The sequence below is a fragment of the Paenibacillus sp. cl130 genome (assembly GCF_900116035.1).
GTDB classification, from domain to species: domain Bacteria; phylum Bacillota; class Bacilli; order Paenibacillales; family Paenibacillaceae; genus Paenibacillus; species Paenibacillus polymyxa_B.
Genome location: NZ_FOYG01000001.1, coordinates 668602 through 693837, shown reverse-complemented (window position 1 = coordinate 693837; position 25236 = coordinate 668602). Strand labels below are relative to the sequence as shown.

Annotated in this window: 22 protein-coding genes; 13 read left to right on the top strand and 9 right to left on the bottom strand. The window is 48.1% G+C overall.

Annotated features, from left to right (window positions below; translation table 11 throughout):
* Positions 1-137: 137 nt before the first annotated feature.
* From BM358_RS03225 to BM358_RS03215, 3 genes are all read left to right on the top strand, one after another.
* The gene (locus BM358_RS03225; protein WP_028542902.1) at positions 138-2945 is read left to right on the top strand and encodes a bifunctional glycosyltransferase/class I SAM-dependent methyltransferase; all 2808 of its coding nucleotides are present in this window, start codon (positions 138-140) and stop codon (positions 2943-2945) included.
* A 25-nt stretch (positions 2946-2970) separates the two neighbouring features.
* Complete coding sequence (locus BM358_RS03220) at positions 2971-3633, top strand: class I SAM-dependent methyltransferase (protein WP_028542901.1); 663 nt, start codon at positions 2971-2973, stop codon at positions 3631-3633.
* Positions 3634-3717: 84 nt separating this feature from the next.
* Entirely contained in the window at positions 3718-4419 is a 702-nt protein-coding gene (locus BM358_RS03215) for an HAD family hydrolase (protein ID WP_013309571.1), read from the top strand.
* Positions 4420-4522: 103 nt separating this feature from the next.
* Here BM358_RS03215 and BM358_RS03210 read toward each other — a convergent pair whose 3' ends face one another.
* Genes BM358_RS03210 through BM358_RS03185 form a run of 6 tightly spaced genes read right to left on the bottom strand, consistent with a single transcriptional unit; the run spans position 4523 to position 11296 of the window.
* On the bottom strand, positions 4523-5725 hold the full coding sequence (locus BM358_RS03210; RefSeq protein ID WP_028542900.1) for a YheC/YheD family endospore coat-associated protein: 1203 nt from the start codon (positions 5723-5725) through the stop codon (positions 4523-4525).
* A complete protein-coding gene (locus tag BM358_RS03205; RefSeq protein ID WP_023987899.1) occupies positions 5707-6222 on the bottom strand; it encodes a GNAT family protein in 516 nt (171 codons plus the stop codon). Before BM358_RS03205 ends, BM358_RS03210 begins: the two co-directional genes overlap by 19 nt.
* Positions 6223-6238: 16 nt before the next feature.
* Positions 6239-7348 carry a YheC/YheD family endospore coat-associated protein gene (locus BM358_RS03200; protein ID WP_023987900.1) on the bottom strand — a complete coding sequence of 370 codons (1110 nt, stop codon included), beginning with the start codon at positions 7346-7348 and terminating at the stop codon, positions 6239-6241.
* Entirely contained in the window at positions 7345-8715 is a 1371-nt protein-coding gene (locus BM358_RS03195) for a YheC/YheD family endospore coat-associated protein (RefSeq protein WP_013309575.1), read from the bottom strand. Before BM358_RS03195 ends, BM358_RS03200 begins: the two co-directional genes overlap by 4 nt.
* A 12-nt stretch (positions 8716-8727) precedes the next feature.
* Positions 8728-9882 (bottom strand): YheC/YheD family endospore coat-associated protein, encoded by a 1155-nt coding sequence (locus tag BM358_RS03190; protein ID WP_028542899.1) that lies wholly within the window; start codon positions 9880-9882, stop codon positions 8728-8730.
* Positions 9883-9925: 43 nt separating this feature from the next.
* Positions 9926-11296, bottom strand: a complete 1371-nt coding sequence (locus tag BM358_RS03185; protein WP_023987902.1) for a YheC/YheD family endospore coat-associated protein — start codon at positions 11294-11296, stop codon at positions 9926-9928.
* Between the two features lie 162 nt (positions 11297-11458).
* Here BM358_RS03185 and BM358_RS03180 point away from each other — a divergent pair, with 162 nt between their 5' ends.
* The 3 genes from BM358_RS03180 (at position 11459) to BM358_RS03170 (ending at position 13692) form a co-directional block, all read left to right on the top strand.
* Positions 11459-11803 carry a YlbF/YmcA family competence regulator gene (locus BM358_RS03180; RefSeq protein ID WP_013309578.1) on the top strand — a complete coding sequence of 115 codons (345 nt, stop codon included), beginning with the start codon at positions 11459-11461 and terminating at the stop codon, positions 11801-11803.
* Between the two features lie 72 nt (positions 11804-11875).
* Complete coding sequence (locus BM358_RS03175) at positions 11876-12160, top strand: hypothetical protein (protein ID WP_013309579.1); 285 nt, start codon at positions 11876-11878, stop codon at positions 12158-12160.
* 197 nt (positions 12161-12357) lie between these two features.
* Positions 12358-13692 (top strand): DRTGG domain-containing protein, encoded by a 1335-nt coding sequence (locus tag BM358_RS03170; protein ID WP_013309580.1) that lies wholly within the window; start codon positions 12358-12360, stop codon positions 13690-13692.
* 44 nt (positions 13693-13736) lie between these two features.
* Here the strand turns inward: BM358_RS03170 and BM358_RS03165 are convergent, their stop codons facing one another.
* On the bottom strand, positions 13737-14234 hold the full coding sequence (locus tag BM358_RS03165) for a sporulation membrane protein YtrI (RefSeq protein WP_023987904.1): 498 nt from the start codon (positions 14232-14234) through the stop codon (positions 13737-13739).
* A gap of 12 nt (positions 14235-14246) precedes the next feature.
* Complete coding sequence (locus BM358_RS03160; protein ID WP_013309582.1) at positions 14247-14576, bottom strand: YtrH family sporulation protein; 330 nt, start codon at positions 14574-14576, stop codon at positions 14247-14249.
* A gap of 137 nt (positions 14577-14713) precedes the next feature.
* Between BM358_RS03160 and BM358_RS03155 the strand changes: the two genes are divergently transcribed.
* From BM358_RS03155 to pyk, 6 genes are all read left to right on the top strand, one after another.
* The gene (locus tag BM358_RS03155) at positions 14714-18391 is read left to right on the top strand and encodes a DNA polymerase III subunit alpha (protein WP_028542898.1); all 3678 of its coding nucleotides are present in this window, start codon (positions 14714-14716) and stop codon (positions 18389-18391) included.
* A gap of 167 nt (positions 18392-18558) precedes the next feature.
* On the top strand, positions 18559-19056 hold the full coding sequence (locus tag BM358_RS03150; protein ID WP_023987905.1) for a phosphatidylglycerophosphatase A family protein: 498 nt from the start codon (positions 18559-18561) through the stop codon (positions 19054-19056).
* 153 nt (positions 19057-19209) lie between these two features.
* Positions 19210-19398, top strand: coding sequence for a hypothetical protein (locus BM358_RS03145; protein WP_013309585.1), 189 nt, complete (start codon positions 19210-19212; stop codon positions 19396-19398).
* Between the two features lie 180 nt (positions 19399-19578).
* Positions 19579-20472 (top strand): acetyl-CoA carboxylase, carboxyltransferase subunit beta, encoded by an 894-nt coding sequence (gene accD / locus BM358_RS03140; protein WP_013309586.1) that lies wholly within the window; start codon positions 19579-19581, stop codon positions 20470-20472.
* Positions 20473-21456, top strand: coding sequence for an acetyl-CoA carboxylase carboxyltransferase subunit alpha (locus tag BM358_RS03135; RefSeq protein WP_023987906.1), 984 nt, complete (start codon positions 20473-20475; stop codon positions 21454-21456).
* Positions 21457-21581: 125 nt separating this feature from the next.
* Positions 21582-23012 carry a pyruvate kinase gene (gene pyk, locus BM358_RS03130; RefSeq protein ID WP_023987907.1) on the top strand — a complete coding sequence of 477 codons (1431 nt, stop codon included), beginning with the start codon at positions 21582-21584 and terminating at the stop codon, positions 23010-23012.
* A 98-nt stretch (positions 23013-23110) separates the two neighbouring features.
* On the opposite strand, the gene BM358_RS03125 is transcribed toward pyk, so the two are convergent.
* Complete coding sequence (locus tag BM358_RS03125; RefSeq protein WP_028542897.1) at positions 23111-24007, bottom strand: LysR family transcriptional regulator; 897 nt, start codon at positions 24005-24007, stop codon at positions 23111-23113.
* Positions 24008-24214: 207 nt separating this feature from the next.
* On the opposite strand from BM358_RS03125, the gene BM358_RS03120 reads away from it, so the two are divergent.
* Positions 24215-25138: a phosphate ABC transporter substrate-binding protein PstS family protein gene (locus BM358_RS03120; protein ID WP_025722004.1), complete on the top strand. Its 924-nt coding sequence runs from the start codon at positions 24215-24217 to the stop codon at positions 25136-25138.
* The last annotated feature ends 98 nt before the right edge of the window (positions 25139-25236 follow it).

Sequence of the window (25236 nt, the reverse complement as noted above, 5' to 3'; positions counted from 1 at the left end):
CGTTTTCATTGATATTTCCAGGTGTAAGTCCATTCATACCACGCTCACTCCCATATCGCTTGGTCGCAATTATGTTATGCCTTAGGACATGGAGGGGGAACGGTTATGAGGCTTCTGCCTGATGGAGGCGTTGAATCATGCGTATACTAATCGGTAGCCCGGTGCACCAGAAACCGGAAACATTGTCTTTATTTCTTCAAGCTTTGGAGCGACTGGAAGCACCTGACGTGCTGCCCGATTATTTATTTGTCGATGATAATGACAATCCGACTTCAAGCCAATGGCTTGCCGATTTTTCCAATCGACTGCCAGGCAGGGTTTTGCCCTTGTTGACAGGCTCACAGCAAGTGGAGAACCGAAGTGATGAGCACACTCATTATTGGCCGCCTGCCCTCGTCTGGAAAGTGGCTGATTTTAAAAATCGTCTTATTGATTATGCACTTCAGCATAATTATGACGCGCTGTTTTTGGTCGATTCAGACCTGATTCTCCATTCCCGTACCTTATGTAAACTGGTAGAGGCGGAGAAGGATATTGTATCTGAGATTTTCTGGACACGCTGGCAGCCGGAGGGGCCTCTATTGCCTCAGGTGTGGGTTAGTGATGAATATAATTTGTTCCATCGTGAAGAAGGCGAAGTGTTGTCGGCAGAGGAGCGAGCGCAACGCGAGTTGCATTTCATACACCAATTGCACGTTCCTGGTTTGTACGAGGTGGGTGGTCTAGGCGCTTGCACCCTAATCCGCAGACGTGCACTGGAAGCAGGGATTCACTTTGGTAAAATCAAAAACGTTTCCTATTGGGGAGAAGATCGACATTTCTGTATTCGGGCAGCTGCATTTGGATTTCCACTTTTTGTGGATACACACTATCCGGCGATGCATCTGTACCGGGAAGCGGACAGAATAAAGGCAGAGCAGCTACTATTCACCCTAAAGTATTTTACAACGAGTGGTGTTCATACGGACCATTCAGAACATTTAGCATATCTGGATCACTCCGATACTTCTACTAACTCTCCTGCCTTCAATCATTCTGCATCATCAAGTCCCTCTAAGTTCTCTGAACCTCCTGTTATACCGTATGATCTCCGTGAGTCAGCTGTCTTTGCCAAGTACACTGCAGATTCTTTTGCTGTACCACAAACATTCTCTGGTCCACGACAAAGTGAACTTCATACGCCGCCTGTCTCCAAACCCAAATTGACGCTGACCATGACGGTATACAATGAGGCAGATCGCAAGCTCATTGACGTGCTGCGGAGTCATCGGGAATATATTGATGAAGCGGTCATTATTGATGATGGCAGTCAGGATGATAGCGGAGAGTTGTGCCGCGAGATCCTGAAGGGAATCCCATTGCGTTTAATACGCAATGAAACAGCTTCTTTTACCAATGAATTAGAGCTGCGAAAACAGCAGTGGAGAGAGACGTTGGCATCCTCTCCCGAGTGGATATTAAACATGGACGCTGACGAAATGTTCGAATCCCGTTTTGCTCAAGGGGTACATTCGTTGTTAGCGGGAACGAAAGCGGATACGATTTGTTTCAGGTTGTTTGATATGTGGACTTCCACGCATTATCGCGATGATGATTATTGGCAGGCTCATCAGTATTACCGTCCTTTTTTAATTCGATATAAGGAAGGGTTTTCTTATAAATGGAAGGAGCAGTCCTTGCACTGTGGGAGATTTCCCGAAAATGTGCTTGACCTACCCAGTGAAATCAGCAACTACCGTATCCAGCATTGGGGATGGTGTACACCTGCTATTCGCATGGCCAAATTTCAGCGATACCAGTTGCTTGATCCAAGTGCTCGTTATGGCTGGAAAGAGCAATATGAATCTATTTTGGACCCGAACCCCCGACTCACGCTTTGGGTAGATCAGGACAACATAAATGCAGAAAAAGAAACTGCACCAGAGTATGAAGCTGCCGATGATGTGAACGCCATGGATGTTGCTGAGATTGCGAGTGTCCAGGTTATTAATAATTCCGACCTACAAATAAAAAGTGAAACAAAGGACTTACTTTATAGTAAATGCAAACTGTGTGGCTCATCCGACACGGCAGTATTTCATAGCTATGAACGCTTTACCTTGATGGGATGCGGCTCCTGCGGATTGGTTTTTCGTAATGATGTGGATCATATACAGCCAGAGGATATGATTGCAAAAATTTATAATGCCGAATGGATTGCTATGCGGGATAGTGCAGCAACTTCAACTTATGGAGATCATGCCCTTTTTGGACTTATGCTGCTGGATATGTTCAGTACCGGTAAAGGAAAATTGCTTGAGATTGGATCAGGTACCGGAGAATTTATCCATGCTGCCCTTCAAGCCGGCTGGGATGCAGTGGGCATTGAACCTTCCATAGACTCGCGTGCTTACGCCAAATACAAATATGACGTGGATTTATTGCCGGGTTACTGGGGCGATGAAGCCGAAGAAGATACTCAAACCGAAGAAGCACATGAAATACAGGAATTGAATGAAGAACAAGAAGCAGAAGAAGATACTGATTTATCACTGGATCATAAATACGAGGCCGTAGCATGTTGGCATGTGCTGGAGCATATTGCGGACCCTGTTACATTTTTGACAGATTTACGCGAACAGCTTCAACCTGACGGAACGTTATATATTACGGTGCCCAACAAAAACTCGTTCACCAATGAGGCTTATGGTGTTTATTCGCCTTTATTTACGGAGGAAGATCATTTGTATCATTATTCTGAGCACACGCTTGCGCTCTTACTAGCAAAGTCTGGCTTCCGCCCAGTGGCTATGTTCACCCGCCAACTTCCCTCTGGTTTGGATGCCCTGCTGCAAGCCCATCCTTTGTACGGTGAGCTTGCCTTTACGGAGCAAATGGGATTGTTAGCCAAACTTCAAGGCGAGAAACGGGGTCATGAACTGTGCTGTGTCGCAAGAGTAATTTAATCATCCCTAAAAGGAGGCAGCATCCATGAACATGTCTGACCCGTATCTGTCTCGCTTTTTTGTATATTCTGATCCCAACTCCTCCAGCATGATTTACAGACTCCCCCAAAGCTGGTGGAGTCGCCCCTATGAGTATGAATGGTGTCTTCAATTTATGTCTGGGCAAGATACAGTGCTGGACGCAGCATGTGGAATCCCACATCCATTCAAATTTGAGTTGGCCCGCCGTTGCGCTCAGGTCTATGCCTGCGATCTGGATATTCGGATCGTTTCCGTGGATGCCATTTTGGCCGAGGTGCGGCGGGATATCGGAGAGGAGGCCGCCGAGCGCATTCAGGAGATTTTACCGGTTCGGCTCCACTCCGCACATGCCAATCTGACGGCTCTGCCCTATGAGGATGCCAGTTTTGACAAAATTGTATGTATTTCGGTGCTGGAGCATTTAACACCTGATGAATCTTTGGCAGCCTTACGTGAATTTCACCGGACCTTACGCGATGACGGAATGCTTCTGCTGACGTTTGATTACCCTACAGTGGACCTGTCAGCGATGGAGCAATGGATAGAGCAGGCGGGATTTTCGTATTGGAATGGTGTGGATCTCAAGCTTCCACGGGGTGCTTTACACACGGATATGTGGGGTGGTTTGCATTGTTTCAGGACTGTTTTAAAAAAATATAAGAGTTAGCGGTATGCGCAATGAGGTTTACACGGACCTCTCTTATTGCTTATCATGAGAGGGGTTAGAGTTGTAAACCTACATAGGAAAGGAATGACTGATAACTACATGAACAATGCACCTGTGTTGAAGAAACCTGAGGCTATGGTATTTGATATGGACGGTACACTTTTTCAGACGGAGACGCTATTGCTTCCTGCGTACCACAAGCTGTTTGATACGCTGCGCGCCGAAGGGCTTTATGAAGGAGAGACTCCTCCCGAGGAGCTTATTTTGAATAGTTTGGGCATGCTGCTGGATGAAATCTGGAGAAGAGTGATGCCGGAAGCCAGCGAAGCGGCCCATAGAAGAGCGGACGAGCTGCTGCTTCAGCTGGAACTGGAAGGATTGAAGAACGGAAGTCATGCCCTGTATCCACATGTAAAAGAAACACTCCAGACCCTTCATGAGCAAGGTGTTCGATTGTTCGTAGCCAGTAACGGGCTGGAGGACTATGTAAAGGGGATCGCTGCTGCGTATGAAATGGTTCCCATTTTTGAAGGACTGTACAGTGCTGGGGAGTACAGCACGCTTTCCAAAGTGAATTTGCTGGAAATTCTGTTGAGCAAGCACGATATTTCGAACGTATGGATGGTAGGAGATCGTTCCTCAGATGTGGAAGCAGGCAAAAAGAACGGACAGACGGTGATCGGTTGCGCTTATGCTGGATTTGGTGTGAACGATGAGTTGAAGGGGTCCGATGCGATTATTACAGACTTTACGCAACTGCTTACACTTTATAAAAACGCCGAGTAACTGTGAAACACAGGTAATTGGTTATAAATAGGCTCGACGCACCATATAATTAAAACATGCTGGTACTGTCGGGCAGACGAAAAAAGAAAGGAAGGCAGCCACTTTACGTGGAGCCTTCCTTTGTCTTATTCTCTGTCTTATTCTCTGTCTTATTTTCTGCTTTATCTTCTGTTTTATCTTCTGCTTTGTAGTCCGTCTGAGGCTTAGGATTAATTTGTGTGTGGTAGACCCACAAAGCATATTCCATGGGCTTGGCGATGGAACGGCGATAGGTTTCTTTTTCACCAATACGTGAAAAGACCTCACGGGCTGGCTTCGGGTTGACTTCCAGCACGTATATATGACCGTCCTTATTAATTGCCAAATCGAGCGCAAGCTCGCACAATGCCCCGTAGCTTTCTTCCAGATATGCAGCGATGTCCAGTCCGAGTTTTTCCCCTTGCTTGATGATTTTCTCTCTATGGCTTTCATCACGAATCCATTGCGTCAGCAATTGGCTCATCGGTACCGCCTTGCCTCCACCATGCAGGTTGGAAGTGACACTCCGATGTGCCCCGATTCGCCCGGCGCATCCGGTTAGCTCCCATACTCCTTGGCTATTTTTCTGTACCAGCATACGGTAATCATGGACTCTGCCATTCGGCAACTGCACAGGAATGCCTTCCTGAACAATGTAGTTATCCATGTTCCAGCTGCTCAGACGCGGCTCCAGACGGTCTAGACGTACCCGCTGCTGGGGAATAATATGGCGTTTGCGATTGCGGCCCTCAATCAGATACAGGCCTCCTTGCTTGTTAACAGGTTCAATACGTAAAATGCCGCGGCCTCCCGTACCGTTAATCGGCTTGAGGTACACTAGTGAATTCTGTTTAAGCATCCGTTTTACACTATGAAATCCACTGAACAGCTCTGTTGCAGGCAAATGGGCGCGAAAGGCAGACCTCCTCGCAAGCTGCTGATGAATGACCCACTTGTTACTCAGCGGTCGGTTTAAATATACAAGGTCTGTGTATTGCAATCGGAACTGCTTCAACTGACGATATCGCTCACTGCGCTGTACCCGGCAACGGTCGAAAATCATATCTGGAAACTCTCGCCATTTTCGGGTCCATTTTCCGCTGTGTGGATCATAGATTTGGGCAAGGAGCAGCCTGCGATCCTTGTGGACATCTGCAGGAGTGAATACATACATATCCAGTCCCAGCCTTTTCCCTTCTGCAATCATGCGCTCATATATGTCGCGCTCCTCCAATTGCTTCTTGTTGTTCAAATACAAGGTCATGATGCCTAGGACAGGTTTTGGCACAGCATTCCACCTTCCTCTGCCGTCTGCTTATCTTGGGATAACTCCCCGTGAAATATCAGCGTGGGTTTCCCGGTCGGTCCAGTTGTCATTTCGTGCGCAACAAGTCCAGCGCGGAAACAGGTTTTGAGACTGGACATATTGTCGGCGGCTACGCTGCACGTCAGACGGCGCAGCTGTTTGAGCTGGGCGGACAGCAGTCTAGCGCCCAGTCTGCGGCCCCGGTAAAGCGGACGAACAATTACGATGCAAGCATCCTTCCCGTAATTCAGAGCGAGGGAAAATCCCGCAATCCGCAGCCCCTTCTCCGTGCGCACATATGCGCACAGGAGGGAGGAGCCAGGGGTGTTCAATAGCTCGGGCGTTAAAACTGCCAACTGCCGCAGAGCATTACGAGTAATGCGCATGCCCCCTGAACTGCGGGCCAAAAACAGCAACTGTCGTCGTCTCAGTAGCCAGCTCCGGGCAGGCAAATGTTGAACATCGCTAATTTGCGGCATGATTCCACTTCCTTGATCATGATTTCAATCGTCCGGCCAAAAAGGAGCTGTACTGGAATATGCGTCTAAGCGACTTTTGGCGGATTTCCGGCTCGTCAAATTTCATCGGTTTGGCATTGGCCTCAAAAAACCAGAGTGTTCCGAGCGTATCCACGCCCAAATCCATGGACATTTCGCCGTGAGAAAGACCGGATGCGCGTTCAATTTGACGTGCAATCTGTATGGCCGTACTTTTAACTTTGCTCAGTAGATCCGTGCTGTCCTCAGGCCCAAACAGCGAGGACAGTAGCTTGAACGGGTCCTCTACACTCCCGCCACGCGGGACATGTGTGGTGATGCTCCCTTTACCCGCCAGTCTGGCACCGACCCCGGTTATACTCCAGGAGCCACGGATATTTTTTTGTACCAGGATACGCAGGTCGAAGGGTTTTTTCTGATAGGTTGCCAGATCGATACCCTGTTGAATGATATAAGGCGAGTTGCCTGCTTCCCGGCGGATACGTCCCCACAGCCGGGATAGCGATACAGATTTGTAGGTTACACTTTTTTTGTCATGCTGAATGGTCAGTCTGTAAGCCATGAGATGGTCTGGGTGGAATTTAAGAATCATAATCCCTTTTCCGGCCTTACCGTTTTCCGGCTTGAGATACAGGTATGGATACGCAGACAGCATTTTTCCTAATGAAGACAGGTTGCTTAACCGTTTGGTTGCCGGAACAAGCTGACGAGTGGTTTCCGAGGTACGCAACCACTTGAACAGTTCCCATTTGTTAAAAAAGCCTGGATTGTACAGTTCAATGCCTGAGGCATGTGAAATTTCATCCAACTTTGTGCGCACAGAGGTTTTAAGTTCATAATTACGGTTTGGGATGCGATTATAAATGACCTGTGGAGGTGGGAAATTCTGTTCCTCCCACGTCTGTAAGCTCTTGTTGAAGACATAGCCCTTAACCGTCTCATCTGCCAGTTTCAGGTCCCTGACGGTAACAATGTACACCTGATATCCCATCCGTGTTCCCGTTTCAAGAATATCCCTGAAATTGCGCTGATTGCCCTTGAAAAATTGCCCTTCGTCGTGCACTGTCAATACAGCAACGACTGGCTTATGCTCCGCCCGGGTATTCATAGTTCCTCTTTTCTGCGGAATTTACTGAGGTAAAGACAGTGGTCCAAAATATGCTCCACGGATGCTTTACCCTCCGCACGCAACGATGGATGCTGAAAAATGGATCGGCCTGGCTTGGAGTTGGCTTCAAACATCCATACCTTTTCATCCTGATCAATGCCCAGATCAAAACCGATTTCACCCAGTAGATGCTGGTGGTGGTGTTCAATGGCTTCAGCGAGCGTAACTGCTACATTCTTGGCACGTTGAAGCACTTCACCCGCCCGGTCTCCGAATACCCGGTTCAACGCCTGTTCAGGTGTCATAAGGGAGCCGCCATTTTTGATATGGGTTGTGACACTGCCACGTCCGGATTTTTTGGCTCCAATGCCGACAACGACCCACTGGTTATTTCCATTTTTATGCATGTGAAACCGGAAATCAATCGGGCAATTGTCAATCTCGATCAGCTGGATGCCCTGTTGAATGACATAACCCTTTAGCATCTGTCCCTGATTGGAGTGAAGCATCCTGAGCATGGAGTTAAAAGAGGTGAATTTTAGCAATACATTGCTATTTTTCTTACGGTACCTCACATAATATCCTTGCTTGGGAACATGGGACAGACGGTAGATTCCTTTACCGAGACTGCCTCCACTTGGCTTGTAATAAGCAAATTGATGTCGCTCCAGCATACTTCGGATACGTTCAGAGCTGGGATTCGTGTATGATTCAGGGACATAGCGGTTAACATCTGGGTTATTCTCCAGCAGATTATAGATATCGGACTTATTGAAAAAGCTCCAGTTAAAGAAGGGAATTCGTTTGCGGGAAAAGCGTTCGCGTAGTTGATTGATCGCCGGGGAAAAATCAGAGCGACGGCTCGGCAAACGATTATAGATCACGTCTGGCAAAGGTACAAGTTTACGTGTAAATTCCCCGCTGGATGACAGAAAATAGCCGTTAATCGTATCATTTTGCCAGTTGATATCCCGAGGGGTGAAGGCAAAAATATACGATTTTTTGCTACCTTCCTTCAGCAGTTGCTTAATAAAGCCTGTGCGTGATCCGAAAGGGCGAGTGGTGGAGGTGGTACCGTCAGACAGCACGCCAATCAACGGCCCTAGCTGTATATCACCATCCAGATTTCGCAAATAGATGGACCCGCTTTTGGGAACACGGATTGCGTTACGTAAGCCGGAGGTCAAGTATAGATGGCGTCCCGCCTTCTGAATTGGTTTTACTGTAGCGGGGATCTGATCCTTACCGAGCCGCAGACGAACGGACTTGGCTCCGGATAATTTAAGGCTTTTCAACAAGGCAGTGGATATATACGCCACCTTGTCGGGCTGCTGTGAGAAATGCACATTGCAATGCGTTAAACTCATCTGTTTATCCTCCTATACCGTATGTTCAAGGGAGGCGTCCGCGCCCTTTGGCCCTGTCGCTTTGGAATGGGTCATTAAATATCGAGCATATTCGAGCGGGCGGTTGACCGACTGGAAAGCGCACTCTGGCTGACGGGTCTGAAAAAAGGAGGCCCGCCCAGGTCGGGAATTAACCTCCAATAGCCAGATGTTCCCGATCCGGTCAATACCGTAATCAATTCCCAACTCGCCAAGGCGGCCATAACGTTCCTCCAGCGCCCTGGTAATGGTCAAGGACAGCGTCATCATCTGCCTGATGATGAGACGCGTGGTGTCCGCGCCAAATTGTTCACGAAGGTAAGGCTCAGCAGGATGGGCTTCGCCTCCACCGTGCAGATTAGAAGTCAGGGTTCCTTTTCTGCCTTCTCTTACGGCAAAGCCCGTCAGGCACCAATAGCCGTTTCCATCCTTTTGTATGAGTGCGCGAACATCAAAGGGATGATTGCTTTGGCTTGTTAATTTCAAATAAGGCTGCACGATATAAGCGCGTTTGTGTGCAATTCCGTGGATCCATGACAATCCTGCATCCAATTCGGAAAACGAGCGCCGGAACGGGCGGTTACGGGAGTCTCTACCCTGTACAAGTAGTCCCTGACCTCCTTCTGCCAGCCGGAGATACAGTGTGCTCTTGCCATGTGTTCCGGTCTGTGGCTTCATAAACAGCTCCGAATGGCGTCGTAGCCATTCCACAAGCTGAGTCGTGTCCCGGTAAGGCGCCGTAGGCGGCACAAAGGGACGCACTTTATCTACCGCATGCAAAGCGCGATACACCTGCCATTTGCCAGGTAAGTTACGCGACCAGTAGATGAGCTTGCGCGATTTTTGCTCCGCCATGTCTTCCAGTGTGCGCCTGACATTCTGGCTCTCGTGGACATGGAGACAGCGGTTATACACAATGTCCGGCAACGGAAAGCGACCGGATGTCCATACTCCGTTACGATAAACATAACCTCGTATGGAGTGATCTTCAGGTGAGACTCCTTCGGCGGTAAACGCCATTACGCTAAGACCAGAGCGCCTGCCCAACAGACTTAGCCTGCGGCAAAAATCGGCTTCGGTAATAGGGGGAGTGACGGCCTGATTCCGGCTAACAAGCACGCCCAGCGTACCTGGCACAACAAGAGACACCGACAACAGCTCCTTTGGCAGCCAGACTCTGGAAGAGATGAATTCATTTGAAGCCGGCTGAATAACAGCAGTATTCAATCATTTTTTTAACGGACGGGCGAGTTTTCTGATCATTTAACGGCGTGTTGTCATTCTTTGATGGCTTCGAATTGACCTCCAGCAACCAGATGCGCCCTGTGCTATCTATTGCCAGATCAATACCAAATTCCGCGAAATGGGCGGGAATTTCTTTTTCCACTCCGCTTGCGATATCCAGTGCTGCTGTTTTCAGAGAGGTATGCCCATTCGATTTAACGGTTGCGGGCAGCGTGGTTTTGGCAAGTGCTTCCTTGACTGTGCTCAGCGTGCCGCCTCTTGCCAGATTGGACACAAAGTGGCTTCCTCCAGCGATCCGGGCGACAATGGATGTTACGGTCCAGGTTCCGGACGAATTTTTCTGTACAAGCGCACGAAAGTCGACCGGACGCTTACCGTGATCAATCAAGGTAAGTCCCTGTTGGAGTTGAAAGCGTGTTGTTTTCATTTTTCCCGCTAAGCTTTTGTACAGCTTATCTACGTTGGCATACGTTTGCTTGCGGGGCGTGCCCGCTGTTGTGGATAACACCGAAAAGGTGCCATCGGTTTGCTTGTTAATGCGCATTATGCCTTTACCCAAGCTTCCGCGCACTGGCTTGAGAAAAACAGCGGGATACTGGTTGCACATTTTTTTGAAAACAGCAAAGGTTTGCAGCAAGTGGGACTCGGGTAAATACTTGCGCAGGGAAGAATTTGATTTAAGCGCATCAAATACTTCATTCTTATCCAGAAACTTTTCGTTAAAAATGGTCGTGCCGTACTGCGATTTTACTTCTTTCATGAAATGCTGTACGCTAGTTCTGTTCTCGAGTTTACGGGAGGTAAGACGATTATTGACGACATCGCCTGCGGGCATGACCGTCTTTTTCCAGCCTCCGTCATACACCCATCCCTGAACTCGCCCGGGCTGACTTCCGATATGCTCCGGGGTGAAAAAATACACATATGCTCCTTGTCTGCGGCATTCCCCGACTAGTTCACGGCAGAACAGGGTGATCGACCCGAAAGGCTTGTCGGGCTGTTCGGGATAGTCCCGACTGACCAGCACGCTAATAAGTGGGCCCACTCGAAGTGTCCGGCGACCTCGGCTGTAGGTTACTCGCAGATCACAATTGGCATGAAGCCCCATTTTTCGGGCTAGCACGCTTCCCACACGTAGGCCGCTGTAGCGGGGCACCGATATGACGGTAACCTCTTGGCGGAACGAACCGAAGGCGAGCTGAACGGGGTGGCCAGCGGATATTTTCCATTTGCGAAGCAGGGACTCGCCGACCATGAGTACGTCATCCTGCAAGATGCCCGATCCGATGATTTGAATCGTTGTTTTTTTGATGGACATCGTGGATCTCCTTCCGGGCAGCAACTTGATGTCTTGAAAGTAACGGGAAACGTGAATGGGCTGTAATAGCACTGATTCATCATATGAGGACATATATCCCTTGGTGATTGACGGACAATGTGAAATGTTGACACTAAACTTGTATTGGAGGAATAAACAATCATGAACATCTATGACAAAGCCCATGATTTAGCGAAAGCATTGAAGGAAAGCAAAGAGGTAGAGGAAATTACGTCAGCGATGAAGCTGATCGAAACCGATCCAGAAGCCAAGAAAATGCTCGACGATTTCCGTGAACGCCAAATGGAAGTACAGCAACGGATGATGAGCGGCGATATGCCAGCACAGGAAGAGATGGAAAAGATGGAGAAGCTGTTTGAGGTACTTAGCTTGAACCTCAACATCCGACGCCTGTTCGACGCTGAACGCCGCTTGAGCGTGATTATTGAGGATGTTAACAAAATTATTGCAGACAGTCTTCAAGATTTGTACGGTTCATCTCTGTAAGTTTGTCTCATATTCCTTCCTGTCCTCTCATAGACTAGATACATAGAGTCACAGGGAGAGGAAGGGATACGATTGGGTTCTTTTAAAAAATGGAAACACGGTTTGTACACACTGATTGCGCTGGCTATGGTCTTGGTTGCGTTACCACGCATCTCGCTTGCAGGCGGTTTGAACTGGGTCAACGGCTTTGGGATAGTATGGGTACTTTTTGCGCTGCTAGTCATCGGGGCGAACATGCATTTTTTGCTGGGTGTGGATGAGGAAAAGCGCAAAACGCTGGAGCGTGTGCGGCGGGCCAAAATGCAGCAGTGGCAGATGAAATGGGATAAAAAAGCTGACAAAGGTAGCATGCAGTGAGTTTTTTTTAGCTTGTCCTGGGATTGCCCCCAGATACAAATCAATCATAGTAAGAAGCGGTCCTTGTAATAGAGGGGATCGCTTTTTTGCTATTTCCGAAGCAGAAAACTCAAAATGAACAAAGGTCTAAAATAAAGGTATTTTGTGCTATAATAGATACAGAATGATACAGATTGAACGTTGGGGGTGTAACAGAGTTGGACGGGCTAGATGAAACAGTTACGAAGCATGAGCAGCTATTGCGACATATCGAGCAGTTGAAAATAGGCTCCAAAATTTCTGTGCGCAGGTTGGCTAAAGAAATGAGCGTCAGCGAAGGAACGGCCTATCGGGCCGTGAAGGAAGCCGAGAACCTGGGAATTGTCATTACCAAGGAACGGATCGGAACAGTACGAGTAGAGAAGCGTCCGCGCGGCTTGTCCGAGCAGCTGACCTTTGCAGATGTCGTGAATATTGTAGAGGGACATGTGCTGGGCGGAAGTGAGGGGCTGGAGAAGCCCTTGCACAAGTATGTTATTGGGGCGATGCGCGAGGAAGCTATGGCCCGTTATATTGACGCTGGCAGTTTGCTGATCGTTGGTAACCGTGAGGATGCGCATTCACTTGCATTGGAGCAGGGGGCAGGTGTGCTGATTACAGGGGGATTCGGTACGAGCCGAGAGGTTAAGCAGCTCGCAGACAAGATCAGTCTGCCGATTATTTCCTCACGCCATGATACTTTTACAGTGGCATCTATGATTAATAGAGCCATATTTGATCGCTTGATCAAAAAGAAAATTATGCTGATTGAAGACATTGCGGCAGGCAAACCGAAAACGTTGACCTTGAAAATCAACAGCACGCTTACCGAGTTTGAAGAACTTTCGGTGACGACTGGACATCATCATTTTGCAATAGTGGATGAATGGAATCGTTTAATTGGTATCGTCAGCCGCAAAGATGTGGAGGGGCTTCAACCTGAGCATACGATGGATAAATGTCTGATCCGCAATCCGATAACGGTCACTTACCAGACCTCGCTGGCTTCAGCCGCGCAAATGATGGCGTGGGAAGGTGTGGATTACTTGCCGGTCGTGGACCGCAATCGCAAGCTGCTCGGGTCCGTTACACGGCGTGAGGTGCTGGAGGCGCTGCGTAACGCCCAAAAGCAGCCACAACTTGGCGAGACGTTCGACCAGTTGATCTGGAACGGGTTTGCTGAAGAGCGTAATGAGGATGGATCGTTATTTTTCCGCGGTTTTATCATTCCGCAAATGGCGACCAATTTAGGTACGATCTCGGAAGGCGTACTGGTCAACGTGATGACACAAGCGGGCTACCGGGCAGCTAGAGACATGACCGGCAAGGATTATGTGCTGGACAATTTGACGACTTATTTTATTAGACCCGTACAGATAGAGGATGCTGTCGTTCTTCGTCCGTTGTTGCTTGAGATGAGTCGCCGTACCTGCAAGCTAGAAATTGCAATTTCACGGGAAAATCATTTGGTATGCAAAGCAGTGATGACGCTTCAATCCATTGAACATGGTTAGTCAACCAATGGATTGGAGCAAGGTGTGAAGGCGAATAGATCGACTTAGTGGCTTTCAGGCAGTCTTTCTTTTGCTTCCAGCCAAATTTGCAGCACACCTTCCATTACAAGCATCGTTTTGACCTGGATCGTATACTCCTTGTCACGAACGGTGTATTTTTTTTGGTGCAGCAACATACGTACCAGCTTGCTGTCAGAGTCAATCTCAAACATATCTCTGCCACGCAGCACCTCCAGATCACGACTGACACGGCGAAGAAGTTCCTTTAGGTTAATAGAATCAATTTTTTCGGCCGAAGCTTCCTCTGGAATCAGCTTGATCTCTTTGACAACGGTTTGGCGCTTGCTGTATTTGCGCAATGTTTTGTTGTCCTCCTCGGCTTGCTGGAGCTGGAATTGAAGATCCTGGTTGTTCGTCCATAGCTGATTGAAGCTGGCATGCCAGATGGCATTGTAGATCATTCCTCCCGTAATCATACCGAGTACAAAGACGGAGGATAATTGCATAAAAGGGCGCAGGCGCTCAAAAGGGGGGACTCTCATAGTCGTTTCACCTCACGGTCGTCCGTTGCCGCATACCCACTTGACCAGCTCTGCACCCATATGAGCGCCTAAAAAGGCGAAAATCAAATACAATATCTGCTTAATGGCAGGTGACAAATTACCATCCAACATATTGCTTTCAATAACCCGGATCGGGTCCATCGTCCCCCCCACAGCGGCGGCAAGCGCCCATATTTTAATTCTTCCAGCAACCTCCAGCATCGTCTGGGTAGGCGGCTGAAGCGATACCACAGCTCCCATTCCGCCGAGCATGGCTCCCCCGAGCACGATGCCGAAGGCAATGAAGAAGTCGAGAATCGCTTTGGATATAAAAGTGCTCATGCTCTTTTCCTCCTTAGGTATACGAATCAGGACCGCGCTTGTCCGCCGAGGTCTGTACTTTTATTCTATGGGCGCTACTAACGCGGATATGATAAAATAGTTTGAAGAAAATCAAGCGGTGAAAGGAAGAGAAGCGCATGAGTTCATTTGTGCATTTGCATGTTCATAGCGAGTACAGCCTGCTGGACGGCGCGGCTCGTACCGCGGAGTTGGTCAAACAGGCATCAGCTTACGGAATGAAGGCGCTGGCCCTTACAGATCACGGGGTCATGTACGGTGCCATTCCTTTTTATAGAGCGTGTGTAGAGAACGGCATTAAGCCGATTATCGGGTGTGAGGCCTATATGACGGCAGGATCGCGCAAGGAGCGTGGCAGCCGGAAGGATCAGCCCATATATCATTTAATTTTGCTCGCCAAAAATAAAACAGGCTATCAAAATCTGATGAAGCTGTGCTCCATCGGCCATTTGGAGGGCTTTCACTACAAGCCGCGCATCGACATGGAGGCTTTGGCTGCCCATCATGAAGGCATCATATGCCTGAGCGCTTGTTTGGGCGGTGAAGTGCCGCAGCATTTACTGCATGGTCGGGAAGCTGAAGCACGACGAGCAGCGGAGCGATATCGTAACATTTTTGCCGATGATTTTTATCTGGAACTCCAGGATCATGGTCTATCGGAGCAAAAACGCGTAAATCCTCTCTTGATCGCACTGGCGAAGGAACTGGATATTCCACTGGTGGCGACGAATGACGTGCATTACTTGACTGAGCCAGATGCAGACGTGCAGGACGTTCTGATCTGTATCGGGACAGGGAAGACAGTTGACGATGAGGAGCGCTTGCGTATACCAACACGTCAGTTGTATCTGAAAAGTCAGGAGGATATGGCTCGTTTATTCCCGCATGTGGCAGAAGCCATCGCCAACACGGTGCGTATTGCTGAAAAATGCGAACTGGAGCTGGAATTCGGTCAATCCATTTTGCCTGAATATCGTCCGCTGCCGGAAGGAATGACCTCTTCTTCCTATTTACGCAATTTGTGCGTGCAAGGGCTGGAGCATCGCTATGGAAGCGATCCCGGATGGGAGCAGCCGGAAGAACGGGAAAGGCTGAACCAACGGCTAAACTATGAGTTAAATACCATTGACAGTATGGGTTTCAGCGATTATTTCCTGATTGTATGGGATTTTATTGCCTTCGCTCATAAGCATAAGATAGCAACGGGACCGGGGCGGGGTTCCTCAGCAGGCAGTTTGGTTGCCTATGTGCTTAACATCACGAATGTCGATCCGATGAAATACAACCTGCTCTTTGAACGGTTTCTGAATCCCGAACGAATTAGTATGCCGGATATAGATATTGATTTTAGTGATGAACGGCGTGACGAGGTTATCGACTATGTAGTACAAAAGTACGGAAATGAGCATGTAGCGCAAATTATTACCTTTGGAACGCTGGCGGCAAGAGCCGCTGTCCGTGACGTCGGTCGTGTATTGAACGTGCCATATGGCGAGGTGGACAAGGCAGCCAAGCTGATTCCGGCGCAGCTAGGCATTAATATCCGTCATGCGTTGGAAATTACCCCGGAGCTGAAAACGCTATATGAAACGAAGCCTAAGACACGTGAACTGCTGGATATGGCGATCAAGGTTGAAGGAATGCCTCGTCATGCTTCGACACATGCAGCAGGTGTTGTCATTTCGCGGACTCCATTGACCGATGCGGTTCCGCTTCAAGAGGGGAGTGAAGGGGTACCTTTGACGCAGTACTCGATGGAAAATCTAGAGCGCATTGGTTTGCTTAAAATGGATTTCCTTGGGCTGCGTACACTCTCCATTATTGAACGGTGCATACACTGGATTGCGGAAGACCATGGAGAAACGCCTGATTTTAGCCGTATTCCCGATAATGATCCACATACCTATGACTTGCTAGGCAAAGGAGATACAGGAGGCGTATTCCAGCTGGAGTCGGCCGGTGTACGCCGGGTACTCAAGGATTTGAAGCCGAGTGTATTCGAGGATATCATTTCTGTCCTGGCTTTGTATCGTCCGGGCCCGATGGGATTTATTCCTAACTTTATACAGGCCAAACATCGTCAGATTGAGATTTCTTATCCGCATCCTGACCTGGAACCGATCTTAAAGGACACGTACGGTATTATTGTGTATCAGGAGCAAATCATGCAGATTGCTTCGCGCATGGCGGGTTTTTCCCTGGGAGAAGCCGATCTGTTGCGCCGGGCTGTGTCCAAGAAAAAGCGCGAAGTGCTGGATCTGGAGCGCGGGCATTTTGTCGAAGGCAGTATCAAGCAGGGATACACGGAGGAGGAGGCCGGAAGGGTTTACGATATGATTGTCCGTTTTGCTGACTACGGCTTCCCGCGTGCCCATGCAGCTGCTTATGGTGTGCTAGCATTTCAGACGGCTTATTTAAAGGCCCATTATCCGGTACAATTTATGGCTTCTATGCTGACAGCGGTGATGGGAAGTCATCGGAAAGTGGCTGAATATGTTGTCGAATGCCGTCGTATGGATATCGCAGTGTTGCCACCTGATGTGAATGAGAGCGGGGTGCTGTTTACTCCGTTACAGCAGGGAGGCATCCGCTTCGGCCTGGCTGCGATTAAAAATGTCGGCACACAGGCGATGGAGAGCATTCTCGCTGTTCGCAAGGAACGGCCTTTCGACAGCCTGCTCGATTTTTGTCGACGTGTCGATTTGCGGGTATGTAATAAGAGAGTAATTGAATCGCTTATTCAGGCAGGGGCCTTTGATTCGTTGACGGGTCATCGGGCACAGTTGCTTGCCATGCTGGATGAAACGGTGGATGCAGCCGTCAAATGGCGCAAGGAACGGGATGACTTGCAAATTGATATGTTTGGTTTTGTGGAAATGCCCAATTGGGATATCGAATATCCCAATGTACCCCAATTTAGTGCCAGCCAGCAATTAGAGCTGGAACGTGAACTGCTGGGACTGTATTTATCGGGGCATCCGTTGGATGATTTTGAGTCGCTGTTAGAAAGCAGCGAGGCGGATCGTTTGATGGAGCTGGGCGATGTCCCCGATGAAACGGTTGTTGTGACTGCAGGCATGGTAGTGTCACTCAAAACGATTACGACCAAGCAGGGTAAGGCTATGGCCTTTATTGAGCTGGAGGATCAGATTGAGCGCTGTGAGGTTGTGCTGTTTCCTGAGGTATGGAAGCGAAGCCAGCAGTGGATTGAAAAGGGAGCTTTGCTTACGCTTCGAGCCAAGATGCAGCAGCAGGACGAGCACTTCAAGCTCCTTGCGGATGAGACCGCCCCGCTGGCGGAAGACTCGCTGGCACGGCTCCTCCAGCGCCGACGTGCCAGTACGCGCTCGTCCGCCACAGCTGGAGCATCCGTACCAGCTGCTGGCCCTGCTGCTGGCGGCGCGGGTGGGAGAGCGTCGCGTATGTCGTCTCCGCCTTCGACAGCCACTGCATCTGCTTCGCCTCAACCGAAGGCGGCCCGTCCTGTGACGGCTACTTCACCGCGCGGAGCCGAAGCGGCTCGCGGTGAGCAGGTGCCGGGCCCGCGCAGCGTGGAGTCGACCACTCGTCAGCGGGTGTTTGTCAAAATCACCCGCCAGGCCGAGGAGGACGCCAGCTTGCTGGTCAGTCTCAAGGCACTGCTACAGGAGCATCCCGGTGCTATGCCTACCGTGCTTTTTTATGAGAGCAACCAGCGTCTGCTTGCGTTGAGCGATGCTTACAACATTAAGCCTTCTCCTCAGCTTTTTGATCAAATGGAGTCGATGTTGGGTGAAGGCACGGTGAAAGTCAAATGATAGGCACACAGCAAAGCGCCCTTATTGTAACGGTTTAATGAACATTTTCCTTCCCTCCAGCATACACTTGGAAAACTGGCGGAACAGGAGATTCAACACGTACCCTGCACCATAAGGTCCCGTACGGTGAAAGAATAGAACTGCACGGTGAAAGCGGGAGGGAAATTATGTCCTATGAATATGCAGAAACTTTGTTAAATCGCAGAGGCATTCGGATCGAGTCCATTGCGGACATTGTTTTTCAGCTTCAGCTAAAATATTATCCTCATTTGACGATGGAAGAATGTATAGACAGTGTCAAAGCGGTTTTGCAAAAGCGCGAGGTTCAATATACGTTGCTCACAGGTATTGCGCTTGATGAACTGGCCGAAAAAAAACTTCTTCCCCAGCCATTGCAAGCCATTATGGAGGCTGACGAACCGCTGTACGGAGTGGACGAGACACTGGCTCTTGGAATTACGAGTGTGTACGGTATGATCGGCTTAACCAGTTTTGGTTATCTGGATAAGGAAAAGACGGGGATTATTGAACAGCTGAACCAAAAAGGCAGTGGTATTCATGTGTTTTTAGACGATCTTGTCGCCGGACTGGCTGCCGCTGCTTCTTCGCGCATTGCACATCGGAGCCTCCATGCTAAGCATTATCCTGCATCATTGGATGCTTAATTGACCTGTGTGGACAGAGTTGATGATTTTCTAGGCCCTCCGACGGAACTTGAATGATCAGGAGGGCTTTTGTTGCGGGAAAAAAGTAAGGTATGTTATCATGAGTCTATTATATGGGCTCAAAACTTGAGGCTTAGGGGGTAGAAACAAGGCATGTGGACGGTGATTTATATTGCACCGACGGCCAGACTGGCTGACATGATTAAGCTCAAACTGTCTGAAGAAGGTTTTATGGTGCAGGCCCGGGCCATCAGCGCATCCAAGCAACAGTTTGAGATACTTGTGCCTTCGGGTGAAGTCGAAGAAATACAGGAAGTGCTTAATTCGATTTTGCGCCCTTGAGTCCGGAACGGCGGAAGTGATACAGCAGCATGAGTGGAACAAAGGATGCACGATCGGCGGTAATGTTTTAGTAACAGGCGTTGACGTGTGTATGAACATAATGCTTAGAGGTGCCGCATAGACGGCAGAGGACCTTGTATCGGTTACGGCTGACAAATAAACGGCTGGAGAGGTGTAGTTGTGTTTAAAGATTTATTCCAAAAGAAGCGTAAATACGCGACCATCCCTTCGGAACGGGCGCTGAGCGGCGATCAAGCGGACATGCCGGATCGTCCCAAACGGGAAATTCCCGAAGGTCTTATGACCAAATGTGGCAAGTGCGGAAGTATTCAATACAGCAAAGAACTAGAGAAAAATTTGAAAGTGTGTCCGGTGTGCGGATACCATATGCGTTTGAATGCAATGGATCGCATTCGCATGGTGCTCGACGAAGACACATTTACGGAATATGATGCAGATATGATTTCGGTTGACCCGCTGGACTTTCCAGGATATGCGAGCAAGCTGGAGCAACAGACCCTGAAATCTGGCTTGCGAGAGGCTGTCGTTACAGGCGACGGCCTTATTTATGGACATCCTGTTGTCGTTGCTGTGATGAGCTTTGACTTTTTTACTGGCAGTATGGGTTCGGTCGTAGGAGAGAAAATTACACGCGCCATTGAGCAAGCAATAGACAAGCGTCTGCCGCTAATTATTTTCTCAACTTCTGGCGGGGCACGTATGCAGGAAAGTATTTTAAGCTTGATGCAGATGGCCAAAACAAGTGCTGCTCTTGCTCGTCTGGATGAGCAGGGCTTGCTCTATATTTCTGTTATCACCGACCCGACTACAGGCGGAGTATCCGCCAGCTTTGCTACGCTTGGAGATATTAATATTGCGGAGCCAGGAGCTGTATTCGGCTTTGCAGGGCGTATTGTAATTGAACAGACAATCAGACAGAAGTTGCCGGATGATTTTCAAACATCCGAATTTAATTTGCAGCACGGACAATTGGATATGGTTGTACACCGCAAGGAACTGCGTGATACCCTCGGGCAACTGCTTGATCTGCACAGTGTGAAAGGGGTGGAATAGATGGCTGGTGAATTGCCTTATGAAAAGCCCCTGGTCGAGATGCGACAGAAGATCGAAGAACTCAAGCAATTCGGACAGGATAAGCAAATTGATTTTACAGATGAAATCAACCGTCTCGAGGACCGTTATCTCGAGATGGAAGAAGAAATATATTCGAACATTACAGCACCACAAAAAATGCATTTGGCTCGTCATCATCAAAGACCAACGTCTCTTGATCTGATTGAGCAGGTGTTTACGGACTTTATTGAATTACACGGCGACCGCTTGTTTGGAGACGATCTGGCGGTTGTGGGCGGAATTGCCAAGCTAAATGGTATTCCGGTGACCGTCATTGGTCAACAGCGTGGTAAGGATACGAAAGATAACATTGCACGTTTCTTTGGTAGTGCTCATCCGGAAGGATTTCGTAAAGGCTTGCGTCTGATGCAGCAGGCTGATAAATTCAAACGCCCTATTATTACATTCATTGATACGAAGGGCGCTTATCCGGGTAATACAGCAGAGGAGAGAGGTCAATCGGAAGCGATTGCCCGCAACTTGCGGGAGATGGCAAAGCTTTCGGTGCCTGTTATTTGTGTGGTCATCGGCGAGGGTGGAAGCGGCGGTGCGCTTGCGTTTGCAGTTGGTAACCGTGTGCTGATGCTGGAACATGCCATTTATTCGGCCATTTCTCCAAACGGTGCTGCCTCGATTCTATGGAAAGATGCTTCCAAGGCCGATCAGGCAGCTGAAGCCATGAAGATCACGGCTAATGACCTCCTGCGCATGGAAATTATCGAGGATATTGTGCCGGAGCCGAAAGGGGGCGCGCATCGTAACTATGAAGTGACCGCTGCCGCAATCAAGGAGCTATTGGAACGTCATTTGGCAGACCTTACGAATATGAGCTGCGATGAATTGAGGGAAGATCGGTATCAAAAATTCCGAAAAATAGGTCAATACACCTTCTTGAAGTCTTCGGAATCTGAGCCTATGTTGTAATACGCTGTAAACGGGTAACAATAAATATGACGAACTTCCTATACAAATAGGAAAAAGTGTAGTAGATTTAATTGTTGGAAAAAGATATAAAGAGTAGCACCTTTGAAAACGGAGGAAAAACCCAAATGCGCAAAACTAAGATTGTATGTACCATCGGTCCTTCCAGTGAGTCATTGGAAAATGTGAAGAAACTGATTTTGGCTGGTATGAACGTAGCCCGCCTGAATTTCTCTCACGGTGATTTCGAGGAGCATGGCAACCGGATTAAAAACATCCGTCAAGCTTGTAAGGAGCTTAACAAGAACGTTGCTATTTTGCTCGATACGAAGGGGCCGGAAATCCGGACAGGAAAGCTCGAAGTTGAACCTATTGAGCTTGTTCAGGACGAGTTCATTACGCTGACAACGGAAGAAATTCTCGGTACGCAAGATCGTATTTCTATTACGTACAAAGATCTTCCCTCGGACGTGGAGCCCGGCTCCACCATTCTGATCGACGATGGTCTGATCGGACTCACCGTTATTGAAGTATCAGGCACTGAAATCAAATGCCGCATTGTTAATGGCGGAACGATCAAGAGCAAGAAGGGCGTTAACGTTCCAGGCGTCGCTATTTCTTTGCCTGGTATTACGGAAAAAGATGCTAATGATATCATTTTCGGTATTGAGCAGGACATTGATTTCATCGCGGCTTCTTTTGTTCGTAAAGCAAGTGATGTGCTGGAAATCCGCGAATTGCTGGCGAAACACAACGCAAGTCATATTCAAATCATCTCCAAAATAGAAAATCAGCAAGGTGTTGACAACCTGGATGAAATTTTGGAAGCTTCGGATGGCCTGATGGTTGCTCGTGGTGACCTCGGTGTGGAAATTCCTGCTGAAGAAGTGCCTCTGGCGCAAAAATTGATGATTAACAAATGTAATGTTGCTGGCAAGCCTGTTATTACGGCAACACAAATGCTGGATTCCATGCAACGTAACCCGCGTCCGACTCGTGCGGAAGCAAGTGACGTGGCGAATGCTATTTTTGACGGAACAGACGCAATTATGCTGTCCGGCGAAACAGCTGCGGGTAAATATCCGGTAGAATCCGTATTGACGATGTCACGTATTGCAGAAAAAGCTGAGTCTTCTCTGAACTACCGTGATTTGTTCAAAAAACAAAGAACGGCTCAAGAAATTAGTATTACAGAAGCAATCAGCCAATCCGTTTCTATTTCTGCGCTTGACCTGCATGCCAAAGCGATCCTGACGTCCACACAAAGCGGAACAACGGCGCGTATGATTTCTAAATACCGTCCTGAAGCTCCGATTGTTGCTGTTACAACACAGGAAAGAACAGTTCGCCGTTTGGCTCTGATCTGGGGTGTACATGCAGTACAAGGCAGACCAGTCGTTGACACAACAGATAGTCTGTTTGACAATGCGCTGGAAGGCGGTCGCAAATCTGGCCTCGTTAAAGAGGGCGATTTGGTTGTGATTACTGCGGGCGTACCTCTTGGTGATTCCGGTTCTACGAACCTGATCAAAATTAGCTGCGTTCCAGCACAAGCGTAATTAAAGTCTCGAAATAATACCGAGGCTGTATGTATTCGTTACAACAAGCAAAAGAGCATTCAAGTCAATAAGACTTGGATGCTCTTTTTTTATGTTCTCTAGCTTTTTATTTCCAGTCCTTCTCGTCGTATGAAATCAAGGAATGCCTGTTGCGTCAAGTTCATGTGTGTATCTTGTTGGTACACGATGTTTATTTGATAATGACTCCTTTTGTTATCAGCCTCGGGATAAGGAAGCCATTCCACCGAGGGAACAGCATTTTCATTATTATCGACTCCACTTGCAGGAAAGAAGGCAAGCGCTTCTCCGCCGCTTACGACTTGCTTTACCGCTTCCCAAGAGTTGATCTCCAGATGAGGCTTAACTAGCGAGGAATACTGATCTACAACTGATGAACCGCTATATTTTACCCATGTGTGCTTGTCCAGCATATCGGGTCCATCGAACTCCTCTGATATGGATGCAGGTGCAAGTGCAGATGCAGAACGGATAACTCCTACTTGATCTGAAGCCACTGGCTCTGCCACCGTATACTCTGAAAGAGAATCTCTATCGTCGAGAAAAGCAAAATCAATTTCTCCCTGTTTCAGTAGCTGCTTAATGGCATCCGGGGATTGAATCTCCAACTGAATACGACAATCTGGATATCGTTGAGCAAACTTAGCCATCAAAGTGGGGAGGAGATACGTACCTGATATCGACTCTGCACTCAGATGTAATTGACTCTGTGACTCTTCTGTCAGTTCATCTACAGCTTGTCTAGCTTCTTGCTCCAGAGAGATGATCTGTTTTGCGTAAGGTAATAATTTTTTTCCAGCTTCCGTTAGCATAATCCTGCCTTGTTGAAGAGAGAATAGGGAAACACCCATTTCCTTTTCCAAGCTTTTCATATGAAAGCTGACGGTAGGTTGTTTGACTTGCAAAGCTTCGGCCACATCCGTCGCCTTATGGAATTTGTCGATCAGCATCAAGATACGCAATTTTAGAATATTCATGGAATCCAGCAGCTCTCCTTATATGTCATTCATATGTGAATTTCAAACTATAGATTAATTATATACCGAAAAAAAATTTATCTATCAATATTTTATATTTGTTTTACAAAACCACGTCGTTCGTCTAACATTCCAGGCCTACAATGTAAAAGTGTTGATGGTCATAAATAAAAAACCGTCACTTAACTAAGGGGAGGACAATAAAAAATGTTGAAAAAATGGCCGTTCATTCTGATGACTCTCACCATGGTATTTGCACTTGCAGCTTGCGGATCAGGTAACAATGCTGCACCACAAGGAGAAGCTGCTACAGGAACAGACAATAAAGCAGCTGCTGAACTGACAGGAAATATTCTGGCTGTTGGCTCCACTGCACTTCAACCATTGGTAGAGCAAGCGGGACAAAAATTTATGGCTGTCGATAAATATAAAGGCATTGCAGTTCAAGTACAGGGCGGCGGTAGCGGTACTGGCTTGACTCAAGTTTCCGGCGGACAAGCGGACATCGGTAACTCCGACGTGTTTGCAAAAGAAAAACTGGAGAGCGGCGCAGATGAACTGGTCGATCACCAAGTAGCTGTTGTAGCCATGTCAGCGGTAGCGAATCCTAAAGTAGGCGTTACAGACCTGAAAAAAGATCAATTGGTACAAATCTTTACAGGTAAAATCACGAACTGGAAAGAAGTTGGCGGTGCAGATCAAAAAATCGTTATCGTAAACCGTCCAAGCAGCTCCGGTACTCGTGCAACATTTGAAAAATACGCATTGGGACAAAAAACGGAAGATCTGCCGGGCTCCATTCAAGAAGATTCCTCCGGTACTGTGAAAAAACTGATTGCTGAAACACCGGGTGCGATTGGTTATCTGGCTCTGTCCTACATCGACAACACAGTAACTACTTTGAAATACGATGGCGTTGAAGCTAACGTTGAAAATGTAGAACAAGGTAAATATCCAGTATGGGCTTACGAGCATATGTACACTAAAGGTGAGCCAAAAGAGCATGTGAAAGCATTCCTTGACTACATTCTGTCAGATGAAATCCAAAAAACGGATGTCGTAGACTTGGGATACATTCCAGTAGCAGGTATGCAAGTGAAACGTGATGCTGACGGTAATATCACGAAATAAGGAGAGTCACACCTCCTGTTCGATGAACGCAGCTAACGCGAGTATATTCACGAAGAAGAGGCGGACTAGCGTCCTGCCTCTATTCTTCGGTTAAAGGA